The 18,371-nt window shown below is 34.9% G+C and carries 19 protein-coding genes; 7 read left to right on the forward strand and 12 right to left on the reverse strand.

Features of this window, described 5'->3' with window-relative positions:
- Window positions 1–308: 308 nt before the first annotated feature.
- The gene (addB, locus tag OEV82_RS10945) at window positions 309–3,779 is read left to right on the forward strand and encodes a helicase-exonuclease AddAB subunit AddB (protein ID WP_263061900.1); all 3,471 of its coding nucleotides are present in this window, start codon (window positions 309–311) and stop codon (window positions 3,777–3,779) included.
- Window positions 3,776–7,549, forward strand: a complete 3,774-nt coding sequence (gene addA / locus OEV82_RS10950) for a helicase-exonuclease AddAB subunit AddA (RefSeq protein WP_263061901.1) — start codon at window positions 3,776–3,778, stop codon at window positions 7,547–7,549. Before addB ends, addA begins: the two co-directional genes overlap by 4 nt.
- A 61-nt stretch (window positions 7,550–7,610) precedes the next feature.
- Here addA and OEV82_RS10955 read toward each other — a convergent pair whose 3' ends face one another.
- From OEV82_RS10955 to OEV82_RS10980, 6 genes are all read right to left on the reverse strand, one after another.
- Complete coding sequence (locus OEV82_RS10955) at window positions 7,611–7,829, reverse strand: spore germination protein (protein ID WP_173658175.1); 219 nt, start codon at window positions 7,827–7,829, stop codon at window positions 7,611–7,613.
- Between the two features lie 99 nt (window positions 7,830–7,928).
- Window positions 7,929–8,318: a spore germination protein GerPE gene (locus OEV82_RS10960; RefSeq protein ID WP_263061902.1), complete on the reverse strand. Its 390-nt coding sequence runs from the start codon at window positions 8,316–8,318 to the stop codon at window positions 7,929–7,931.
- A gap of 23 nt (window positions 8,319–8,341) precedes the next feature.
- Window positions 8,342–8,521 carry a spore gernimation protein GerPD gene (locus OEV82_RS10965; RefSeq protein WP_173657907.1) on the reverse strand — a complete coding sequence of 60 codons (180 nt, stop codon included), beginning with the start codon at window positions 8,519–8,521 and terminating at the stop codon, window positions 8,342–8,344.
- Window positions 8,496–9,119: a spore germination protein GerPC gene (gene gerPC, locus OEV82_RS10970; protein WP_263061903.1), complete on the reverse strand. Its 624-nt coding sequence runs from the start codon at window positions 9,117–9,119 to the stop codon at window positions 8,496–8,498. Before gerPC ends, OEV82_RS10965 begins: the two co-directional genes overlap by 26 nt.
- Window positions 9,120–9,147: 28 nt before the next feature.
- On the reverse strand, window positions 9,148–9,381 hold the full coding sequence (locus tag OEV82_RS10975; protein ID WP_173657909.1) for a spore germination protein GerPB: 234 nt from the start codon (window positions 9,379–9,381) through the stop codon (window positions 9,148–9,150).
- Between the two features lie 45 nt (window positions 9,382–9,426).
- Complete coding sequence (locus OEV82_RS10980) at window positions 9,427–9,648, reverse strand: spore germination protein (RefSeq protein WP_173657910.1); 222 nt, start codon at window positions 9,646–9,648, stop codon at window positions 9,427–9,429.
- A gap of 212 nt (window positions 9,649–9,860) precedes the next feature.
- Here OEV82_RS10980 and OEV82_RS10985 point away from each other — a divergent pair, with 212 nt between their 5' ends.
- The 3 genes from OEV82_RS10985 to OEV82_RS10995 all read left to right on the forward strand — a co-directional run bounded on the left by OEV82_RS10985 (window position 9,861) and on the right by OEV82_RS10995 (window position 12,385).
- On the forward strand, window positions 9,861–11,039 hold the full coding sequence (locus OEV82_RS10985) for a DUF418 domain-containing protein (protein WP_263061904.1): 1,179 nt from the start codon (window positions 9,861–9,863) through the stop codon (window positions 11,037–11,039).
- Between the two features lie 4 nt (window positions 11,040–11,043).
- Window positions 11,044–11,949, forward strand: a complete 906-nt coding sequence (locus OEV82_RS10990; RefSeq protein WP_263061905.1) for a fumarylacetoacetate hydrolase family protein — start codon at window positions 11,044–11,046, stop codon at window positions 11,947–11,949.
- Between the two features lie 79 nt (window positions 11,950–12,028).
- Complete coding sequence (locus OEV82_RS10995) at window positions 12,029–12,385, forward strand: YisL family protein (RefSeq protein ID WP_173657913.1); 357 nt, start codon at window positions 12,029–12,031, stop codon at window positions 12,383–12,385.
- Window positions 12,386–12,728: 343 nt separating this feature from the next.
- Here the strand turns inward: OEV82_RS10995 and OEV82_RS11000 are convergent, their stop codons facing one another.
- Window positions 12,729–13,301, reverse strand: a complete 573-nt coding sequence (locus OEV82_RS11000; RefSeq protein ID WP_263061906.1) for a DUF2777 domain-containing protein — start codon at window positions 13,299–13,301, stop codon at window positions 12,729–12,731.
- A gap of 178 nt (window positions 13,302–13,479) precedes the next feature.
- Here OEV82_RS11000 and OEV82_RS11005 point away from each other — a divergent pair, with 178 nt between their 5' ends.
- Complete coding sequence (locus tag OEV82_RS11005; RefSeq protein ID WP_263061907.1) at window positions 13,480–14,838, forward strand: alpha-amylase family glycosyl hydrolase; 1,359 nt, start codon at window positions 13,480–13,482, stop codon at window positions 14,836–14,838.
- A 64-nt stretch (window positions 14,839–14,902) separates the two neighbouring features.
- Here OEV82_RS11005 and OEV82_RS11010 read toward each other — a convergent pair whose 3' ends face one another.
- The 3 genes from OEV82_RS11010 to OEV82_RS11020 all read right to left on the reverse strand — a co-directional run bounded on the left by OEV82_RS11010 (window position 14,903) and on the right by OEV82_RS11020 (window position 16,634).
- A complete protein-coding gene (locus tag OEV82_RS11010; protein WP_173657916.1) occupies window positions 14,903–15,394 on the reverse strand; it encodes a YajQ family cyclic di-GMP-binding protein in 492 nt (163 codons plus the stop codon).
- Between the two features lie 177 nt (window positions 15,395–15,571).
- Window positions 15,572–15,703, reverse strand: a complete 132-nt coding sequence (locus tag OEV82_RS11015; RefSeq protein ID WP_173657917.1) for a DUF3941 domain-containing protein — start codon at window positions 15,701–15,703, stop codon at window positions 15,572–15,574.
- A gap of 46 nt (window positions 15,704–15,749) precedes the next feature.
- A complete protein-coding gene (locus OEV82_RS11020; protein WP_263061908.1) occupies window positions 15,750–16,634 on the reverse strand; it encodes a DegV family protein in 885 nt (294 codons plus the stop codon).
- A gap of 225 nt (window positions 16,635–16,859) precedes the next feature.
- Between OEV82_RS11020 and OEV82_RS11025 the strand changes: the two genes are divergently transcribed.
- Entirely contained in the window at window positions 16,860–17,714 is an 855-nt protein-coding gene (locus tag OEV82_RS11025; protein WP_173661703.1) for a YitT family protein, read from the forward strand.
- A 34-nt stretch (window positions 17,715–17,748) separates the two neighbouring features.
- On the opposite strand, the gene OEV82_RS11030 is transcribed toward OEV82_RS11025, so the two are convergent.
- Both OEV82_RS11030 and OEV82_RS11035 read right to left on the reverse strand, forming a co-directional pair.
- A complete protein-coding gene (locus OEV82_RS11030; protein ID WP_173661705.1) occupies window positions 17,749–17,937 on the reverse strand; it encodes a hypothetical protein in 189 nt (62 codons plus the stop codon).
- Window positions 17,938–17,949: 12 nt separating this feature from the next.
- Window positions 17,950–18,102, reverse strand: a complete 153-nt coding sequence (locus OEV82_RS11035; protein ID WP_173661707.1) for a hypothetical protein — start codon at window positions 18,100–18,102, stop codon at window positions 17,950–17,952.
- Window positions 18,103–18,371 lie beyond the last annotated feature (269 nt).

An 18,371-nucleotide genomic window follows, 5' to 3' on the forward strand; every position in this document is an offset into this window, starting at 1 on the left:
TCAAAAGTTGAAACGGTGACATATAAAGAAAATTTTGTTTTATGGAAATTTGCGTCCGTTAAGGTAGGATTTCAGTTTTTAAAATTTGGAAAGGGGTGAGGCTGAAATGTCTGTCATTCCCCCTTTATAAATGGAGATTCCTGTAACTATGAACAGATCTCAATATGGGTGAACTATTCCTATAAACAGCAGGAGTAACAAAACGACATTAATTTCCAACCTTTCTTTTACCGAATCTACATTCGCCTATGTTAAAATAAATATAATAAACGTATGGACTTTCGTTTTTTTTTGAGAGGAGGAAAAAAATGGCACTCCGATTTGTTTTAGGACGATCTGGTAGTGGTAAAACGACTTTTTTAATTGAGGAAATGAAGAGAGAATTAACAAAGGATCCAACGGGTCCTATGATGATTTATATCGTTCCAGATCAAATGACGTTCCTTTCTGAATATAAAATTGTATCCGACCCGGCAGTAAAAGGGATGATACGTCTTCAAGTGTATAGCTTTCCACGTCTTGCTTGGAGAATCTTGCAAGAAGTGGGTGGTATTGGACGTCTCCATATAAACTCAACAGGAATTCAAATGCTTATCCGCAAAATTATTTATGAAAATAAAGACCAATTAGAAGTGTTTAAACAAACAGCCGATAAATTTGGTTTTGTTGAGCATGTTGAAGCTATGGTCAGTGAATTTAAACGATATTGCATTACGGAAGAGGAACTGTTTGCCCATAAAAATCAAATTGAAGGTGACCCGACATTACGTGCGAAAATCCATGATTTAGGCTTGATTTATGAAAAGGTTGAACAAGCTATTCAAAGCAAATATTTAGCTTCGGAAGATTATTTAAGATTGCTAGCTGAAAAGATCCCGCATTCCGAAGCTTTAAAAAATGCAGAAATATATATTGATGGCTTCCATAGTTTTACACCACAGGAGTATATGGTCATTGAACAACTATTAAAAACATGTGCAAACGTAACGATTGCATTAAACTGTGACAGACCTTATGAAAGTATACTGCCTGATGATTTTAGTCTATTCCGCATGACAGCAGAAACTTATGCAACGATTGTTGAGATTGCTAGAGTGAATGGAATTTTAATTGAAGACAATACTGTTTTTGAAGAACAACAACGTTTCAATCATCCTTCACTGGCTTATTTAGAAAAAAACTTTGAACAAGTACCAGCAATTCCATATGAAGGAGAAACGAATATATACTTTGCGGAAGCAGCGAACTTACGGGCAGAAATTGAAGGAATTGGTCGAAAAATAAAATCACTCGTTCGTGACCATGGTTATCGTTATAAAGATATTGCAATTCTCGTTAGAAATGGGGAAAATTATCAAGATTTATTTGATACGATTTTTTCAGATTTTGAGATTCCATATCATATTGATCAAAAGCGTTCAATGCTGAACCATCCAGTGATTGAGCTCATTCGTTCGAGTCTTGAAATTATTACAAACTATTGGCGTTATGATCCAATTTTCCGTGCGGTTAAAACGGATTTATTATTTCCGTTAGACGGTAATATTCAGGAATTACGGGAAAGAATGGACAGGCTAGAAAATTATTGTTTAGCCTATGGTGTACAAGGAGAAAAATGGACGAAAAAAGACAGGTGGCAATATCGGAGATTTCGGGGACTGGACTTTGATTTTCCGCAAACCGATGAAGAGAGGAATTTGGAACAAGAATTAAATGAGTCACGCTTAATGATTTCTGCGCCAATCTTGCGTTTAGCAAGAAGGTTGAAACGGGCAACTAATGGCCGAGAAATGTGTATTGCACTTTTTCAATTATTAGAGGAATTAGAAGTACCAGCAAAATTAGAAAAACTACAATTACAAGCTGAAAAATCTGGAAATCTTATGAGTGCGCGTGAGCATGAACAAGCATGGAATGAAGTGTTGAATTTACTTGATCAGTATGTGGAGATCTTGGGAAATGAAAAAGTTACTTTGAAAGAGTTTGCAGAAATTATAGAAGCCGGTCTCGAATCATTAGAATTTTCGATCGTACCGCCAGCCATTGACCAAGTAATTGTGGCGGATTTAGAACTATCCCGATTAGGAGATGTAAAGGTTGCTTTTGTCATTGGCTTAAACGATGATGTGTTGCCAATGAAGTTTAAAGATCAAGGGATTTTAACGGATAAGGAGCGGGAAAACTTAATATCTTCTGGTTTTGTCATCGCTCCAACAAGTAAAGATCGACTATTAGATGAAGAATTTATAGCCTATAAAGCCTTTACGACACCGTCTGAAATGTTATTTATTTCTTACCCGATCGCCAATGAAGAAGGAAATGCATTAATGCCTTCCCCATATATTAAGCGATTGAAAGAAATGTTTCCGAAAAGCTTCCATTTGTCGTTAGGGAATGATCCGATGGAATTAAAAGTTCAGGATCAACTCGAATACTTACTAAATTGGGATCAAGCATTAACCCATGTTACTTATCAACTACAGGGTTACAAACGAAAATATCCGATAGAAAAAATTTGGTGGGACAGTTATAATCTGCTTATTGAAAGTACGCAACACTATCAAGTGAAAAACGTGTTATCAAGTTTGTTTTTTGAAAATAAGGCTGAAAAACTTTCTGATGATACGGTGAAAGACTTATACGGTGAGACACTTCAAGGTAGTATTTCCCGTATGGAAAAATTTAATAGTTGTGCTTATGCTCACTTTTTATCCTATGGTCTTCATTTACAAGAACGACCAGTTTACCGACTTGAGGCACCGGATATTGGTGAGATGTTCCATGGAGCATTAAAATTTATTGGCGATAAAGTGAATGAAGAAAATCTTGTATGGGGTGAATTAACTAAGAAGCAAATTCGCCATTTAGTAATGGAAGCGGTCGAGTTTTTATCACCTAAACTGCAAAATGAGATTTTGTTGAGCACCAATCGCTATCAATATATTAAGCGGAAGTTAGAAAAAGTCATCTTACGTGCAACGGAAGTGATTGAAAAACATGCAAAATCGAGTCAATTTGTCCCTTATAAGCTGGAAATGACCTTTGGACCGAAAGGAGATCTTCCTCCAATCCAGTTTGAATTAAAAAATGGGATGAAAATGCAACTGGTCGGCCGTATCGACAGGGTAGATAAGGCTGAAAACGAGAATGGGGTTTTCTTACGTGTTGTAGATTATAAATCCAGCCGACGCGACTTAGATATTGGGGAAGTTTATTATGGTTTAGCATTACAAATGCTTACATACCTTGATATTTTAATTCGTTATTCAGACAAATTAGTTGGAACAAAAGCAGACCCGGCAGGTGTCTTATACTTTCATATTCATAATCCGATTATAAAAAGTAAAAAATTGCTTACTTTAGATGAAATAGAAGAATTGATTTTCAAAGAATTTAAGATGAAAGGACTTATCCTTTCAGACCCAGGTGTTGTCCGGTTGATGGATGAAACGTTGGATTCTGGCGAGTCAAAAATTATATCGGCGGGTTTAAAAAGAGATGGGACGTTAACTGCACGATCGAAGGTGGCAACGAAAGAGGAATTTACTGACTTACGTACATTTGTTGAACAAAAATTTGTCGAAACCGGAAATCGAATAGTCGAAGGTGATGTTGATATTGCGCCGTATAAGCTTGGCGATAAAACAGCTTGTGCGTTTTGTCCGTTTAAATCTATCTGTCAATTTGATACAAGCTTAAAAGAAAATGATTATCGTATTCTTCCAAAATTAAAACCGGGTGAGGCGTTAGAGCGGGTGAAGGGAGCTGTTAGATCATGAACATTCCAACAAAACCGAAAGATGTTACTTGGACGGATGACCAATGGAAAGCCATTCACGCGAGTGGAAAAGATATATTAGTGGCCGCGGCAGCAGGTTCAGGGAAAACAGCTGTCCTTGTTGAAAGAATTATAGAAAAAATTACGAGTGAAACAAATCCTGTCAATGTAGATGAACTGCTAGTGGCGACTTTTACAAATGCATCGGCAGCTGAGATGCGTCATCGAATCGGTGTAGCGCTAGAAAAAGAGATTAAGAAAAATCCGTATTCCAATCATTTGCGCCGTCAGCTAAGCTTGTTGAATCATGCATCTATTTCCACACTACATTCCTTTTGTTTAGATGTTGTAAGGAAATATTATTATTTAATCGATATAGACCCTGGTTTTCGACTAATGGAAGAGACAGAAGGCATGTTGCTTAAAGATGAAGCGATTGAAAGTCTTCTTGAAGAAGAATACGGTAAAAAGAGTAATGAGCCGTTTTTCAAAGTCGTTGATATGTTTACGAATGACCGTACCGATGATGAGTTACAAAAATTAATTTTACAACTATTTGAATTTTCGCGGGCCAATCCCAATCCAGATCGCTGGTTGGACAGCTTAATTGATATGTACGACATTAAAGACAGTCAAAACGTGGAGAACCTACCGTTTATAGAACCGCTTTTGTATGATTTACAACTTCAGTTACACGAGGCTAAACGTCTTTTTGAAGAAGCATTAGAATTAACAAAGATGCCTGGTGGACCAGATAAGCGGGCAGAGAATTTTGAAAATGATATTGAACTTGTAGATGAATTATTACGAGCAAAAGATGACTCGTTCCAAGTATTATATGATACTTTTCAAAACGTCTCCTTTTCAAGGTTAAAACCATGTCGCGGTGATGAATATGACACAGAACTCATAGAAAAATCAAAAACATTACGGGAACAAGGTAAAAAAATCATTAGTAAGTTAAAAGATGAACTGTTTTCGAGGAAGCCAGCAACTTATATTCAAGATTTACAAAAAATGAAAGAACCTATTTCAACTTTAGTGGAGCTTGTCCGTCGTTTTTCTCAAAAATTTTCCCAATTAAAGAAGGAAAAGGGGCTTGTTGACTTCTCTGATTTAGAACATTATGCTTTACAAATATTAGCGACTCCTAATGAAAAGGGGGAACTTCTACCGACAGAGGCAGCATTAAGTTATCAAAAACAATTTAAAGAAGTATTTATCGACGAATACCAAGACACGAATATGGTTCAAGAATCCATTCTACAATTAGTGAAAAAGCCTTCTGAAGCGGAAGGAAATTTATTTATGGTCGGTGATGTAAAGCAGTCGATTTACCGGTTCCGCCTTGCCGAACCAAATCTTTTCTTAGATAAATATTTACGTTTTTCATTAGACGGGAAAAATACCGGTTTACGAATCGACTTATCAAAGAATTTCCGTAGTCGGAAAGAAGTACTTGACGGAACGAACTTCATTTTTAAACAAATTATGGGAAAAACGGTTGGTGAAATTGAATATGATGAAGCAGCAGAATTAAAACTAGGTGCGGATTATCCGCAAGATCAAACATATCCAATCGAATTTGCCATAATTCACAAAGAAGAAGCAAAAGGCGGACAAGATAGCTGGGATGAAGAAGAAGATGCTTTCCATGATAGTGATGCCTTTACATCAGAAGAGCTCGAACAATCGGAATTGGAATCCATTTATGTTGCACGTAAAATAAGGGAATTAATTGATTCAAAGGTAAAAGTTTATGATACCAAGAAAAAAAGTTATCGACCGATCCAATATCAAGATATCGTTATCTTATTCCGTTCCTTTCAATGGGCTCCTCAGTTTATGGAAGCTTGTAAAGATGAAAATATTCCGGTTTATGCTGATATATCGACCGGTTATTTTGAAGCGGCGGAAGTATCGACAATGCTTGCTTTATTAAAGGTGATTGATAATCCGTACCAAGATATTCCACTTGTTTCTGTACTTCGTTCACCGATTATTGGTTTAAATGAAGAGCAACTTGCTAAAATTCGGATTTACGCGAAGAAGACAAGTTATTATGACGCGGTTAAAAAGTTCCATCAGCTCCGTGTACAATCGGAAATAGAAGAAGAGATTCAACAAAAACTGGATTTATTTTTACAACAATTAAATGACTGGCGTACACAAGCTCGATCTGGATCACTCTCTGAATTGATATGGCAATTGTATCGTGATACGAAGTTTTATGACTATGTTGGAGGATTACCAGGTGGTAAACAACGTCAAGCAAATTTACGAGCACTTTATGATCGTGCTCGTCAATATGAATCGACTTCTTTTCGCGGTTTGTTCCGATTCTTGCGTTTTATTGAGCGCATGCAAGACCGAGGGGAAGATTTAGGTGTTGCTCGTTCATTAGGAGAAAATGAAGATGTTGTCAGAATCATGACCATTCATAAAAGTAAAGGTTTAGAATTTCCGGTAGTATTTGTTGCTGGTATGGGAAGACAGTTTAATATGATGGATTTACGAAAAAATTATTTATTTGATAAAGCCTTCGGGCTTGCTATCAATTACATCGATCCTGAAAAACAGATTACTTATCCATCATTGATTCACATGGCCTTTGTCCGGAAGAAACGATTAGAACTCATAGCGGAAGAAATGCGAGTTTTATATGTAGCATTAACTCGGGCGAAAGAGAAACTATACTTAGTTGGGTCTACGAAAAATAAGGAGAAACTTCTTGAAAAATGGCAAAAACATTTATCAGAGATGAACTGGCTACTTAGTGATTTTGATCGAATGAAAGGTAAAAGTTACTTAGATTGGGTAGGACCTGCTTTAATTCGTCACCGTGATGCTGCAAATTTACGTTTATCACCTGTCGAAATGAAAAATGAAACGATACAAGAAATCTATGAACATCCTTCCCTTTGGAAAATGGATTGGGTTTCGAATCAAATGTTGACGAAGGCTGAAGTAGAGGAAGATAGAGACGAGGATTTATTAAATTTTGTTAAAAAAGGAAAACCGGTTCCAGTTGAATCGCAATATAAAGAAAAAATTGCCAGTCAATTAAAGTGGCAATATGAATATTTACCTGCAACGGTTCACCGTAGCAAACAATCGGTTACCGAGATTAAAAGGTTAAGGGAATTGAGAGATGAATATAGTGATGTGTCATTTATACGACCTTTTAAAAAGCCAATTACTTCGCGGCCAAAGTTTATGCAAATGAAGAAGTTGACACCGGCAGAAAAAGGAACAGCCATGCATAAGGTCATGCAACATGTTGATTTATCTGTAAAACCTTCAAGAGAGTCTATTGAAAAACAACTCTACTTTATGCAAGAAAACGAACTAATTACAACTGAAGAAGCGCAAGCGATTCAGATTGATGCAGTTATTCAATTTTTTAATACAGAAATTGGGTTACGTGTTCTTGGATCAGATTGGGTCAAGAGGGAAGTACCCTTCAGTTTTACGTTGCCTCCTCAAGATGTGTATCTTGATTGGCAAAAAGGAGAGGATCCAGTTTTTGTTCAAGGAATAATTGACCTGTTAATTAAAGATGCGAATGGTCTTGTTATCATTGACTATAAAACGGACCAAATCACTGACCGTTTTAAAAATGGGTTTGCAGAAGCGAAACCAATCCTATTGAAGCGATACAGAACACAGGTAGCGTTATACAGGAATGCGGTTGCGACTATTTTTAATGAACCTGTTACAGCGTCATACTTATACTTTTTTGATGGTGGACATGTTCTTAAAGTAGAATAATCTAAACAAAAAACGGCCTCTTGTCGAGTTTCATAACTACTGACAAGAGGCGATTTTTTTCTTAATTTGTTTGATTTGTAGGCTGATCAACGACATCAGGATCAATTGTATTTGTGGCATTGAAGCCATTATTGGCAACATTAAATATACCAGTAATAAAGGATCCTGAACCACCACTCGATTTTGCAACAGATTTTGGAGCAATATTTAATGTATCGCCAAAGTTGACGGCCCCATCAGTAACATTTGCAATTTTCACTGAACCAATAATACTAGGCATATAAAACAGTCCTTTAAAGTTAGTGAAGTACTAAAATAGATGAACATACTGAGAAGAAATTTAATTTTCATTCTAATAATAAAATATGCATATGTCCTATCAGCGTTCATCATCATTTTTTAGTTCATTTGAATTTTCATTTGGTGGGATCGTCAAATGACGAATATGTTTTATCCGAGATTCAAGTTTCATACATTCATTGCTTCCAATTTGAATGAGCGATGAACTTGCCACACCAAGAATATTCACTTTCCCAACTTCAATTTTCCCTTTCACATTATTTGTTTTGACAATTAACGGTTCATATAATGCAGGGAATATGGTTGGCCGGTTAAAAATAGGGGAATTTTTAAGATCCCCTTCATGATCGAACCATATTTCAGTATCTCGGAGCATTGCTAAAGCATTTAACGTAAGATGAATTTCCTTTGCATCGCCGATCTGTAATTGTGATGCACTTGTTAACGTATTAAGTTTAATGTTATCCACTTTTGATACTCGTTTTATCATATTTACGGTTCCGGGGCAATTGGTACAAGAGGTGAAATAATTAATGATTCTGCTGGCGTATCAAACGCTGAATACATTTGCATGGAGTTCGTATCTCCAATAAATAAAACAGAAGAACTTGATACACTACCAATGTGTATTTCACCAACGAGAAGCTCACGGTTGGTCACTTCCATTATCATTGCCCCCATCTCCTTTCGTCTGGAATTGTTTCAAAAAGGCGTTGACGGCTTGTGAAATATCTTGAACAATACGTTGAATCATTTCCTGCTCTTGTTCTTCTTGTGAGCGATTACTATTTTCTTGTGTTAATTTTTGAATATAAAACTGAATCCGATCTGGCATTTGTTTCCGAATATCTTCTTGAATAAATTGAGTAAAAGAATTATCCAATTGTAAATTCAACTTATTTTTCATGTCTTCAATGACTTTCGGTAATTCCTGATCAATATAGTCATTTAATTTATTGCGAACTTGCTCTATGAATGTTGGATTCTGGAAAAAAGGTGGTATTTGGTTGTTTGTTGCAATGGAAAATTCATCCATCCCTTGTAAGTCGTTTGGGTTAAGGCCGATATTCAACGTTCCATCCAGTTTTTCAATTTTTAATTGGTCGAAATGATATTCAATCCGCTCTACATTAACTGGTGGTTGTTTTTTTAAAGAATCAATCGTTTTTCGAAGCTCTTCATGATTTTTTTCTAATTTTGCCAATTGTTCTTCCTGTTTTTTTATTTTTGCAGCTAATTGATTTAGATAAAAGATTAACTCCTGTTGCAAAATATCACTTCCTTTGAAGTTAAACAACTTAGTTGTTATTCTTTCTTTGATTTGACAGGTCAGGAATGGTATTAAATGAAGAGATGACAAACCCTTGATGCGTTGTTGGCATTGGTGCTAATTCTGTAAAACCGCCACTGTTTGCTAAATGTGCTGTAGATTTTATAATACCAGAAGTTCCAATCTGCAGTATCGAGGAATTGCTTAAACTGCCTACCCGCAATATATTTATATGAATTGACTGTTGAACATAAATATTCATGCATATTCACCTACGTTATTTTAAATTTCATTGCATCAGGCATTGTTAAACATTAAAACTATTTGGTTGGTCAATAAAATCCTTATCGTACGTGTTGGTATTGCTTTTATGGTTATAAACATATAACGTTTCACCGGTATTAAATGATCCTGCACCTGAGAATGTTTTAGATGTTGAGATTGGTGCAATCCGAAAAACATCTCCAATATTAAAAACCGCACTAGAGCTTATGGCATTCACATTGACAATGCCGACAATTGCTGGCACGTTCTCACTTCCTCAATGGTAAATATTTTCAGTTCATCCTTCATTTCGCTATAATTTATACGTGTAACAGCCCATACCGTTATGTTATTTTATGTATTGGATAGAAAAATGTGATACAAATCCTATTAAGTAAGGAACCCTTTTACTAGATTGCTAAAGTACGATCCATTATACTTTTAATATAGTGATAATATGGAAAGGGAGTAAAATGTTTGAAGGAAAACCCATTGCAGGAAGACAGGATTTTTTCCATTGATGTGTTAAGAGGCATAGCCCTATTAGGCATCTTGTTCGTAAACATATTTTCCTTTCATACGCCGTATCTTTATGGAGATTTATCAACGTTTGCCAAATCCCCTTTGGATCGTTGGGTTTTCACCATGATAGATTTATTTGTTCAAGCAAGCTTTTACCCATTATTTGCCATGCTTTTTGGTTATAGTTTTCTTTTGCTGAAGCAAAAGCTTGATGAGAAAGGTGGCCGTTTTTACACCGTTACAGTGAGAAGGATGTTGATTCTACTTATCATCGGTCTTATTCATGCTACAGTTGTTTGGGCAGGCGATATTCTTGTCACTTATGCCGTTTTTGGATTTTTACTGATCATGTTTATCAATCTGTCAGCAAAGGTTTTGACAACAATATCGATCCTATTGTATACGATTCCAAATTTATGGTTGTTTTATCAAATGTTACCATTGGCGACATTTATTTCAAAAAATCATATTTCGGTTTATGATGAAAGTAAAGCAGCAGAAGTGACAGCGGTCTATCAACATGGGAGCTTTTTGGAGGTGACAGTTCAAAGATTACAAGATTGGTATCTTGAGACTGGCAGCGCATTTATCATGTTAATGTTTATGGTCTTTCCATTGTTCTTATTTGGGGTCAGTTTAGCAAAAACAAAAAGATTAGTCCAAAATAAAAAGAATGATCGTTTTTGGTCCTGGGTACTTATTATAACCTTGCCAACTGGATTGTTATTGAAATTAATTCCATACATATTTGAGAAAAATATTGCGACAGAACATATTCAAAATGTTTTTGGTGGAAGTATCCTTACACTTACATACATTTCCATAATTTATCTTCTATGTTATAAAGGAAAATTGGCGGATTTTTTCGGAATGTTTCGAGATGTTGGGAAAATATCTTTGACAAATTATCTCTTCCAATCCATTTTATGTTCATTTATTTTCTATAGTTATGGACTCGGTCTTTATGGACAAATTTCTTATACCGAAAGTACACTTTTAGCGGGTACGATTTATTTATTACAAATGGTGATCAGTCGGAAATGGTTAAACCATTATCAAATGGGACCAATGGAATGGATTTGGCGGAGGTTCACATATGGGAATTTTTCACAAATAAAAAAGAAAGGGGTATGAAATAATGAAGTTTGTAACAGCAACTCATCACAATGGCAATCCGTTTGTTGGCCTTGTTTATAAAGAAAACATTATTGATTTACAGCAATTAGATGAAGTGTATAATGGTGGTCCATCACAAATCCCTAATACATTGATTGAATGTATTGAACACGGAGATGCTTTCTTAAAAAAAGTCAATGAGTTATTGAACTCTCTGTCATTAAAAGAAGAGGCATCAGAAGCGTTCTATTCGTTTCATGAGGTTACTATGCATGCGCCAATCCCAGTCCCTAGAAAAAATATTTTCTGTGTTGGTAAAAATTATCGTGAACATGCTATTGAAATGGGGAGTGAACAAGATATTCCAGAAGACATTATTATTTTTACAAAGGCGCCTACAACAGTAACAGGACCGAATGCTACCATACCCAATTACAAAAATTTAACAAACCAGCTAGATTATGAAGGGGAATTGGCCGTTGTTATTGGAAAAAGGGGTAAAGAAATTAAAGAGGAAGAAGCCCTTGATTATGTTTTTGGCTATACTATTATAAACGATATTACGGCAAGGGATATGCAAAGTCGTCATAAACAATATTTTTTAGGGAAAAGTTTAGATTGCACATGTCCGATAGGGCCATGGATTGTTCATAAATCAGTAATTGCGAATCCGAATGCGTTACAAATTGAAACGAAAGTAAATGGAGAAATAAGACAGCAATCGTCAACGAACCATTTAATCTTTCCAATAGAAAAGATTATATCTATCCTCTCAAGAGGAATGACGTTGGAAGCAGGCGATATTATTGCAACAGGTACTCCGGCTGGAGTTGGCAAAGGTTTCAAACCACCACGATTTTTAAAATCTGGTGATGAAATTGAAATCACAGTTGAGCATATCGGCACTTTAATCAATCGTATTGAATAATCGGACTTTAAATTATTATTTTATTTTGGAATATGTTACTATTTTGTTGATATGAAACTGAAAATAGGAGGATAAAATTATGACACATATGCATATCACATCATGGGTTTTGGCGATTATTTTATTTATTGTGACCCTTGTTCTAATGAAAATGAATAATGAAAAAGGTGCAAAAATTGTTTCCATGATCACCCGCTTATTTTACATATTTGTTTTAGTCACAGGCGTCATGTTATTTATGTCAATGCCTGAGCCAACCGGTGATTATCATATTAAAATGTTAGCAGGAGTTCTTGTTATTGTGATGATGGAATTACTATTAGTGGCGACAAAAAAACAACGATCAACCGTCCTTTATTGGATTTTATTTATCATTATACTTTTAACAACAATATATCTAGGTTTAAAATTACCAATGGGTATGAAGTTTTTTTAAAAATTCATAAAAAAGGAGGAATCTGTCAAATTTTGACAGATTCCTCCTTTTTGTGTTTTCAATTTGTCCTATTTATTTAATTTTTATCATCATCATGTAGTTGGACTTTGTGGCAATAACCAAAACTTGTAAATATTTTATTCTGATCCAAAAACAAAGATACGCTTTAGATTAGATAATCCATTAAATACCACGATATTTTGTGCCTAAGTCTGTGCTACTAACACTTAGCAGTCCCGAGGAAGTACGAAGATGACATTTATTGTGTTTGAAAAAGTAAAATGTGTTACAAATGGATATTACATTTACTACGTAATGTTTCATAAAATGAACAATTTTTGATTTAGGCCTTTTTTGGCCAATAAAAGTCTTGAACAACAATTCGCTTACCTGTATTTAGCGTAAATTCCAATCGATCTTTTCGTTTTTTCTCATCATAATCAAAATGATGATGAACAACACAAATACATGTACTATTATCAAAGGTCAGGAAATTAACACCTTGTTTTTTGGGTGATAATTTAAAGGAGGAAATGTTATGACAATACAGTAAATCAAATATCGAAAATTCAAGTTCATTTAATGTGGAAATAAATTGGTAAAACACATCGTTCTGTAATTCTTCAAGCCAAGAAATACAGCTATACGGTAAAGTTTTTCGGATACGAACTTGCATGTAGTCTTGTAAAACGTATTGTGTATGTTTGCTCTGAATTTTAAATTCTTCTGTCAAAATTCCAGTATGCCACTGATTTAAATGTTTAAATTGAAATTCACGAAAAAAGAAATCTTCTAATGGAAAGGCATCGTCGTTCTCTTCATCAAAAAAGACCCAATCCCCATTGATTTTTTCTATTATACCTTCACAATAGGAACGTTGTTGATTATCAATGATCCGTAATTTTTCAGGTTTCATCGTTGTCCTCCATTAGAAAAATAGTAGTTTTATACTTGTTTTGACAAAATACGATTTTTTTATACTTTTTGGAAAGGCTTCTGATTGACGGTTTGTCCAGGAAAAAGGTAAGCTATAATCGTAACAAGTTTCAGATAATACAGATGATTTTTTGGATTTGGTGAGGAGGATATGGTAGTTGAAACATGTACTTGCTGTATTACTTTTTATTCCCATTTTTTTATTTTCTTTTCAGCTTGTATCAAAGGCAGATGATACAAAACAAGTAATGACAGATAAAAGCGTTTATTATATCATCGTTGACCGATTTTATAATGGTGATCGATCAAATGACATTCAAGTAAACACACAAGATCCTTTGGCTTATCATGGTGGTGATATTAAAGGAATTATTAAACGCATAAATCATATTAAAAAGATGGGGTTTACGACGATCCTGTTAAGTTCTATTTTTGAAAGTGGAGATGATGACTATTTAAGTGAGGATGTAAAAGATTACTATAAAATAAATCCACATTTTGGCAATATAGATGATATTAAGGAACTTGTCCGGGTTGCTCATGATATTCACATTCAAATTATCCTTGATTTACCTATTAGCCAAGACGTATCGATGGATGAGATAGCAAAGGCTGCAAACTGGTGGATTGAAGAAGTTGGTGTGGACGGTTTCTTCTTAAAAAAACATCTTGAAATACCAATTGCGGAATATGATAAATTTGCTCATGAAGTAAAGGCAGTTAATGAACATGTTTACATCATTTTACAAATTGACGATGGAACAATTGATTTAGAAAACTCCTCCATTGATCGTGTAGTAAACGGTGATCTAACTGTACATATGAGAGCAGTACTAAACAAACCCGATCAGTCCATTAAACCGCTGTTGAATGCAATGGAAGGAAAAGCTTTTTGGAAATATATAGATGATCCAAATATTCGTCGTTTTACTTATGAAATCGTGCAACAAAATCAATTTCCAGGTGAAAGGTGGCCGCTTATATTAACATTTTTGTATACGACCCCTGGTGTACCCGCCATTTTCTATGGAACAGAAATTGCTTTAAATGGGGGAGAAGGTGCAGAGAATCATCGTTTAATGGATTTTCGTGCAGATGACGAATTAATTGAGTTTATGGAAAAACTAGGAAACATTCGAAATCATTATCCATCTTTAACGGATGGCGATTTAAACCTACTTTATGAAGAGGGTGGGATGGCCGTTTACGCTAACACATATAAGGATGAAACAACCATTGTGGCATTGAATAATTCTTCTCAAAATCAAACCGTTGAAATTTCTAGCGATCTAATTGCTCCTAATAAACAGCTTTTTGGTTTGTTTGAAGGTGAACTGATAAAGGAGAAGAATGGAACATATGTAATCCAAATAAATCAGGAACAAGCAGAAATTTTTGTTGTGCAAAATCATACTGGAATAAATATGATGAATGTAACCGTCATGACAATGATCCCTATTGTATTTATGTTCTTTTACTATTTTCTTTGGAAAAGGGGAAAGAAAAGTTCGTATTAAATAAGTCATAAAAAAAGGTTACCAAATATTTGTCCTTAAGGATATTTGGTAACCTTCTTATCATTTAGCGGAAATTAACAAATTGTACATCGATAGGTAAATCTGCTTCTCTTATGATAGCAATAACTTTTTGCAAATCATCCTTACTTTTACCTGAAACTCGAATTTGGTCATCTTGAATTTGACTTTTTACTTTGAGTTTTGAGTTTTTAATTAATGAATTAATCTTTTTCGCGTTTTCTTTATCAATACCACTTACGAGTTTTGCTCGTTGACGTACATTTCCGCCAAAGGCGTTTTCTAATTTTTCATAGTGTAAGTTTTTTAAGGGCACATTGCGTCTAATTAACTTACTGATGAGAACATCTTTTAATTGATTCATTTTAAATTCATCATCGGAAATAAGAACGAGTTCTTCACCTTCAAGTTTTATATCACTGGAACTTCCTTTAAAATCGTACCGATTTTGAATTTCTTTCATCGCCATGTTAATGGCATTCGCCACTTCTGAAAAATCAACCTTGGAAACGATATCGAATGAACTTTCCTTTGCCATTTAACTCCTCCGTTCCTACTATTTCCGTCTATTATATGGAAAAACGAACCCTTGGGCAAGTTCAAACTAAGGAAAGGACTTTTATACGAAAGTATAAGTTATAGTCGATCAGTGGAGATGGGAGATAAGCTTTTTAGGAAAAATCAATATCGGGCGTCTCGAAAGACAGCCCGATAATTATAAATGATCTGTTTTCTTTGAATATTGCCGTTTACCAGCTTTACGATTCCGTTCTTTCAGTTCATTCGCTTTTTCTCTTTTTGCTTGATGATCAACAGGCTTTTTATCGTCATCGGTCGTGTGTGACATTTTTTACACCCCTTTAACAAAATTCAGCATCATCGCTTCGGCTTTATTATTGGGTTATATCGATGTCACTATTCGTTTTTTTATCTAAAAAGAAGACCGCAATTGCACCTGGACCAGTGTGGGCACCAATAACTGAGCCAATCATGTTAATAAAGAAATGTTTGCAACCAAATTTTTCTTCCATCATTTTTTTTACTAGTATTGCTGTTTCTTCATCATCTGCGTGACTAATGCCAATCAATTGATTGGATAAATCGGCACCACGTTCGTCCATTAAATCGACCATTCGTTTAAGGACTTTTTTGCGACCACGGATTTTTTCTAATGGAATTAATTTTCCATCTTCTACATGTAGCAAAGGTTTAATGTTAAGCAAACCACCTACAAAGGCACTTACATTAGATACACGTCCACCGCGCCGTAAATATTCTAAATTATCTACTGTAAATAAATGTTGCATATGTTCGCAATAAAATTCAGCTTCTTTAATGATTGTTTCCTTAGTAGCACCACTTTCCAAAAGTTTTACTGCATGATGAACAATGAGTCCTAGCCCAAGGGATGCTGCCTTTGTATCAATAATGGTTAAATCAAATTCAGGATATTTTTCTAAAATTTGTTCCCGAACCATACAAGCTGTTTGATATGTACCAGATAATTGGGATGAAAATGCTAAATAAAGGCAAGATTGCCCTTCTTTGGCGTATTTAGTGAAAATTTCGGTAAACTGATTGATTGAGGCTTGTGAAGTTTTTGGAACACTTCCGTTTCGCATTTCATCATAAACTGTTTTGGGTTGAATTTCTGTTATATCTTTATATTCCTCCCCCTTAAGATGAACAGTCAACGAAATAAGTTCAAGATTGTGTTCTGTTATGTAGTTATATGGCAAGTCACACCCGCTATCTACAATGATTTTTAAAACTGTCATCATACCACCGCTTTCTATTTTTACTATAAAACAGTTTAACACCTTGGTAAAAATAAGAAAAGAGCTATTCCGATGGTCTTCACCTTGTTTTCCACAATTATTGACTTTTCCATTATAGAATTTTTGGTTTTTGGGAAATATATCCATAATAAGACAAAGATTCTCTTTCTTGTTTTTAATGGTAAAGCAGCAGTTATTCACATCTATGATAAAGTGGTGGAACATATGGTTTTAGTTTTAACGAATGTAAAAAAACTTCTTGCAGTCATTATAGGGGCTTTTATTTTTGCGATATCGATGAATTTCTTTATTATTCCTGCCGGTGTTTATTCCAGCGGGTTTGCAGGATTAAGCCAACTACTTGCCCGAATATTTGGGGATTTTTTCAATATACATATTTCAGTTGGTATTTGGTTATTGTTATTAAATATACCTGTTGCATTGTTAGGTTGGACAAAAGTAAGTAAGTCTTTTACTTTATATAGTTTTGTAAGTGTCATTTTTTCATCCCTATTTTTAAATCTTTTACCGATTGTAACATTATCTGAAGATATTCTTTTAAACGCTGTCTTTGGTGGCGTTCTAAGTGGAATAGGGGTCGGGATCACTTTACGGTTTGGCGCTTCCACAGGCGGGATGGATATTATTGTTGTTTATTTATCTTACTTAGTTGAAGAATCGCTTGGTAAGTATAATTTTATATTAAATAGTTTTATTATTATCGCTGCTGGTTTTCTCTATGGATGGGAAAAATCATTATATACGTTAGTGGTATTATTTACCGTTTCTAAAGTGATTGATATTATTCATACCCAATCACAAAAGTTAACCGCAATGATTGTGACCAAAAATTCCAAAGAAGTAAGGAAGGCGATTATTAACCGATTGAAAAGAGGAGCAACAGTAATTCAAGCCCACGGGGCGTTTTCTGATGAAGGGAAGGAGATGTTACTTACGGTCATTAGCCGTTATGAATTATTTGAACTAAGGAAAATTATATCGGAGATTGATCCAAAAGCCTTTACGAATATCGTAAAAACAGAAACGGTGATTGGGCAATTTCGAAAAATTGATTCGTGAAAAATTGGGGCGTTGAAACTTAGCCCCAATTCTTTTAATCAATATTTAGTGATTGAAGTTCACTTTTATATTGTTGCTCAATTTCTTGTTCAGCCAATTCAGCATCTGGAAAAGATTGTTCGATGGCTTGTTGAACTTGTTTGATTTCATCCATTGAAACATTTTCAGCCGATAACATGTTTTTAAGTCGCTCTTTAATTTGTTGGAAATAAGAAATGGCCAAGCTTGCCACCACCTAATAATGGACGATAGAAGAATCTTGTCCTTCTCTCATTTTTCGGGCTTCGGCTTCGGCATATGTTAAATGGTAAGGGATTCTCTTTGAATGTTGATAAACTGCGTTGGAACCTTGACTTACAAAGCGTCGAGATTTTCCACTTTTCGCCATAAGATGATCCCTCCATTCTTGATCAAGAACGATTTTAAAAAATCGTTCACTAATAACTTATCCGAAATATGTTGTTTCAATCGTTGAAGAAATAGGAAATGTCGCAAATAAGATTTCCAATACGAAAAGCTGTCCTATAGGACAGCTTCAGCTTGTAGACAAAGTCCCTAACTAGTGGCCAAATCTACAGGTTTTTTTTGTATAATAGGGATAGAATTCTTGGTTAACGGGGGAAATTTAGGATGTTATCGAAGCGTACAGACAATAAT

This window comes from Pallidibacillus thermolactis (assembly GCF_025660415.1).
Lineage (GTDB): Bacteria > Bacillota > Bacilli > Bacillales > Caldibacillaceae > Pallidibacillus > Pallidibacillus thermolactis.

Coding starts and splice junctions, on each gene's coding strand:
- OEV82_RS10995 (WP_173657913.1), top strand. CDS start 12,029: ATGACACATATGCATATCACATCATGGGTTTTGGCGATTATTTTATTT.
- OEV82_RS11035 (WP_173661707.1), bottom strand. CDS start 18,102: ATGGCGAAAAGTGGAAAATCTCGACGCTTTGTAAGTCAAGGTTCCAAC.
- OEV82_RS11010 (WP_173657916.1), bottom strand. CDS start 15,394: ATGGCAAAGGAAAGTTCATTCGATATCGTTTCCAAGGTTGATTTTTCA.
- addB (WP_263061900.1), top strand. CDS start 309: ATGGCACTCCGATTTGTTTTAGGACGATCTGGTAGTGGTAAAACGACT.
- OEV82_RS10990 (WP_263061905.1), top strand. CDS start 11,044: ATGAAGTTTGTAACAGCAACTCATCACAATGGCAATCCGTTTGTTGGC.
- OEV82_RS11015 (WP_173657917.1), bottom strand. CDS start 15,703: ATGTCACACACGACCGATGACGATAAAAAGCCTGTTGATCATCAAGCA.
- OEV82_RS11020 (WP_263061908.1), bottom strand. CDS start 16,634: ATGACAGTTTTAAAAATCATTGTAGATAGCGGGTGTGACTTGCCATAT.
- OEV82_RS10955 (WP_173658175.1), bottom strand. CDS start 7,829: ATGCCTAGTATTATTGGTTCAGTGAAAATTGCAAATGTTACTGATGGG.
- OEV82_RS10965 (WP_173657907.1), bottom strand. CDS start 8,521: ATGATAATGGAAGTGACCAACCGTGAGCTTCTCGTTGGTGAAATACAC.
- OEV82_RS10975 (WP_173657909.1), bottom strand. CDS start 9,381: ATGAATATTTATGTTCAACAGTCAATTCATATAAATATATTGCGGGTA.
- OEV82_RS11000 (WP_263061906.1), bottom strand. CDS start 13,301: ATGAAACCTGAAAAATTACGGATCATTGATAATCAACAACGTTCCTAT.
- addA (WP_263061901.1), top strand. CDS start 3,776: ATGAACATTCCAACAAAACCGAAAGATGTTACTTGGACGGATGACCAA.
- OEV82_RS11025 (WP_173661703.1), top strand. CDS start 16,860: ATGGTTTTAGTTTTAACGAATGTAAAAAAACTTCTTGCAGTCATTATA.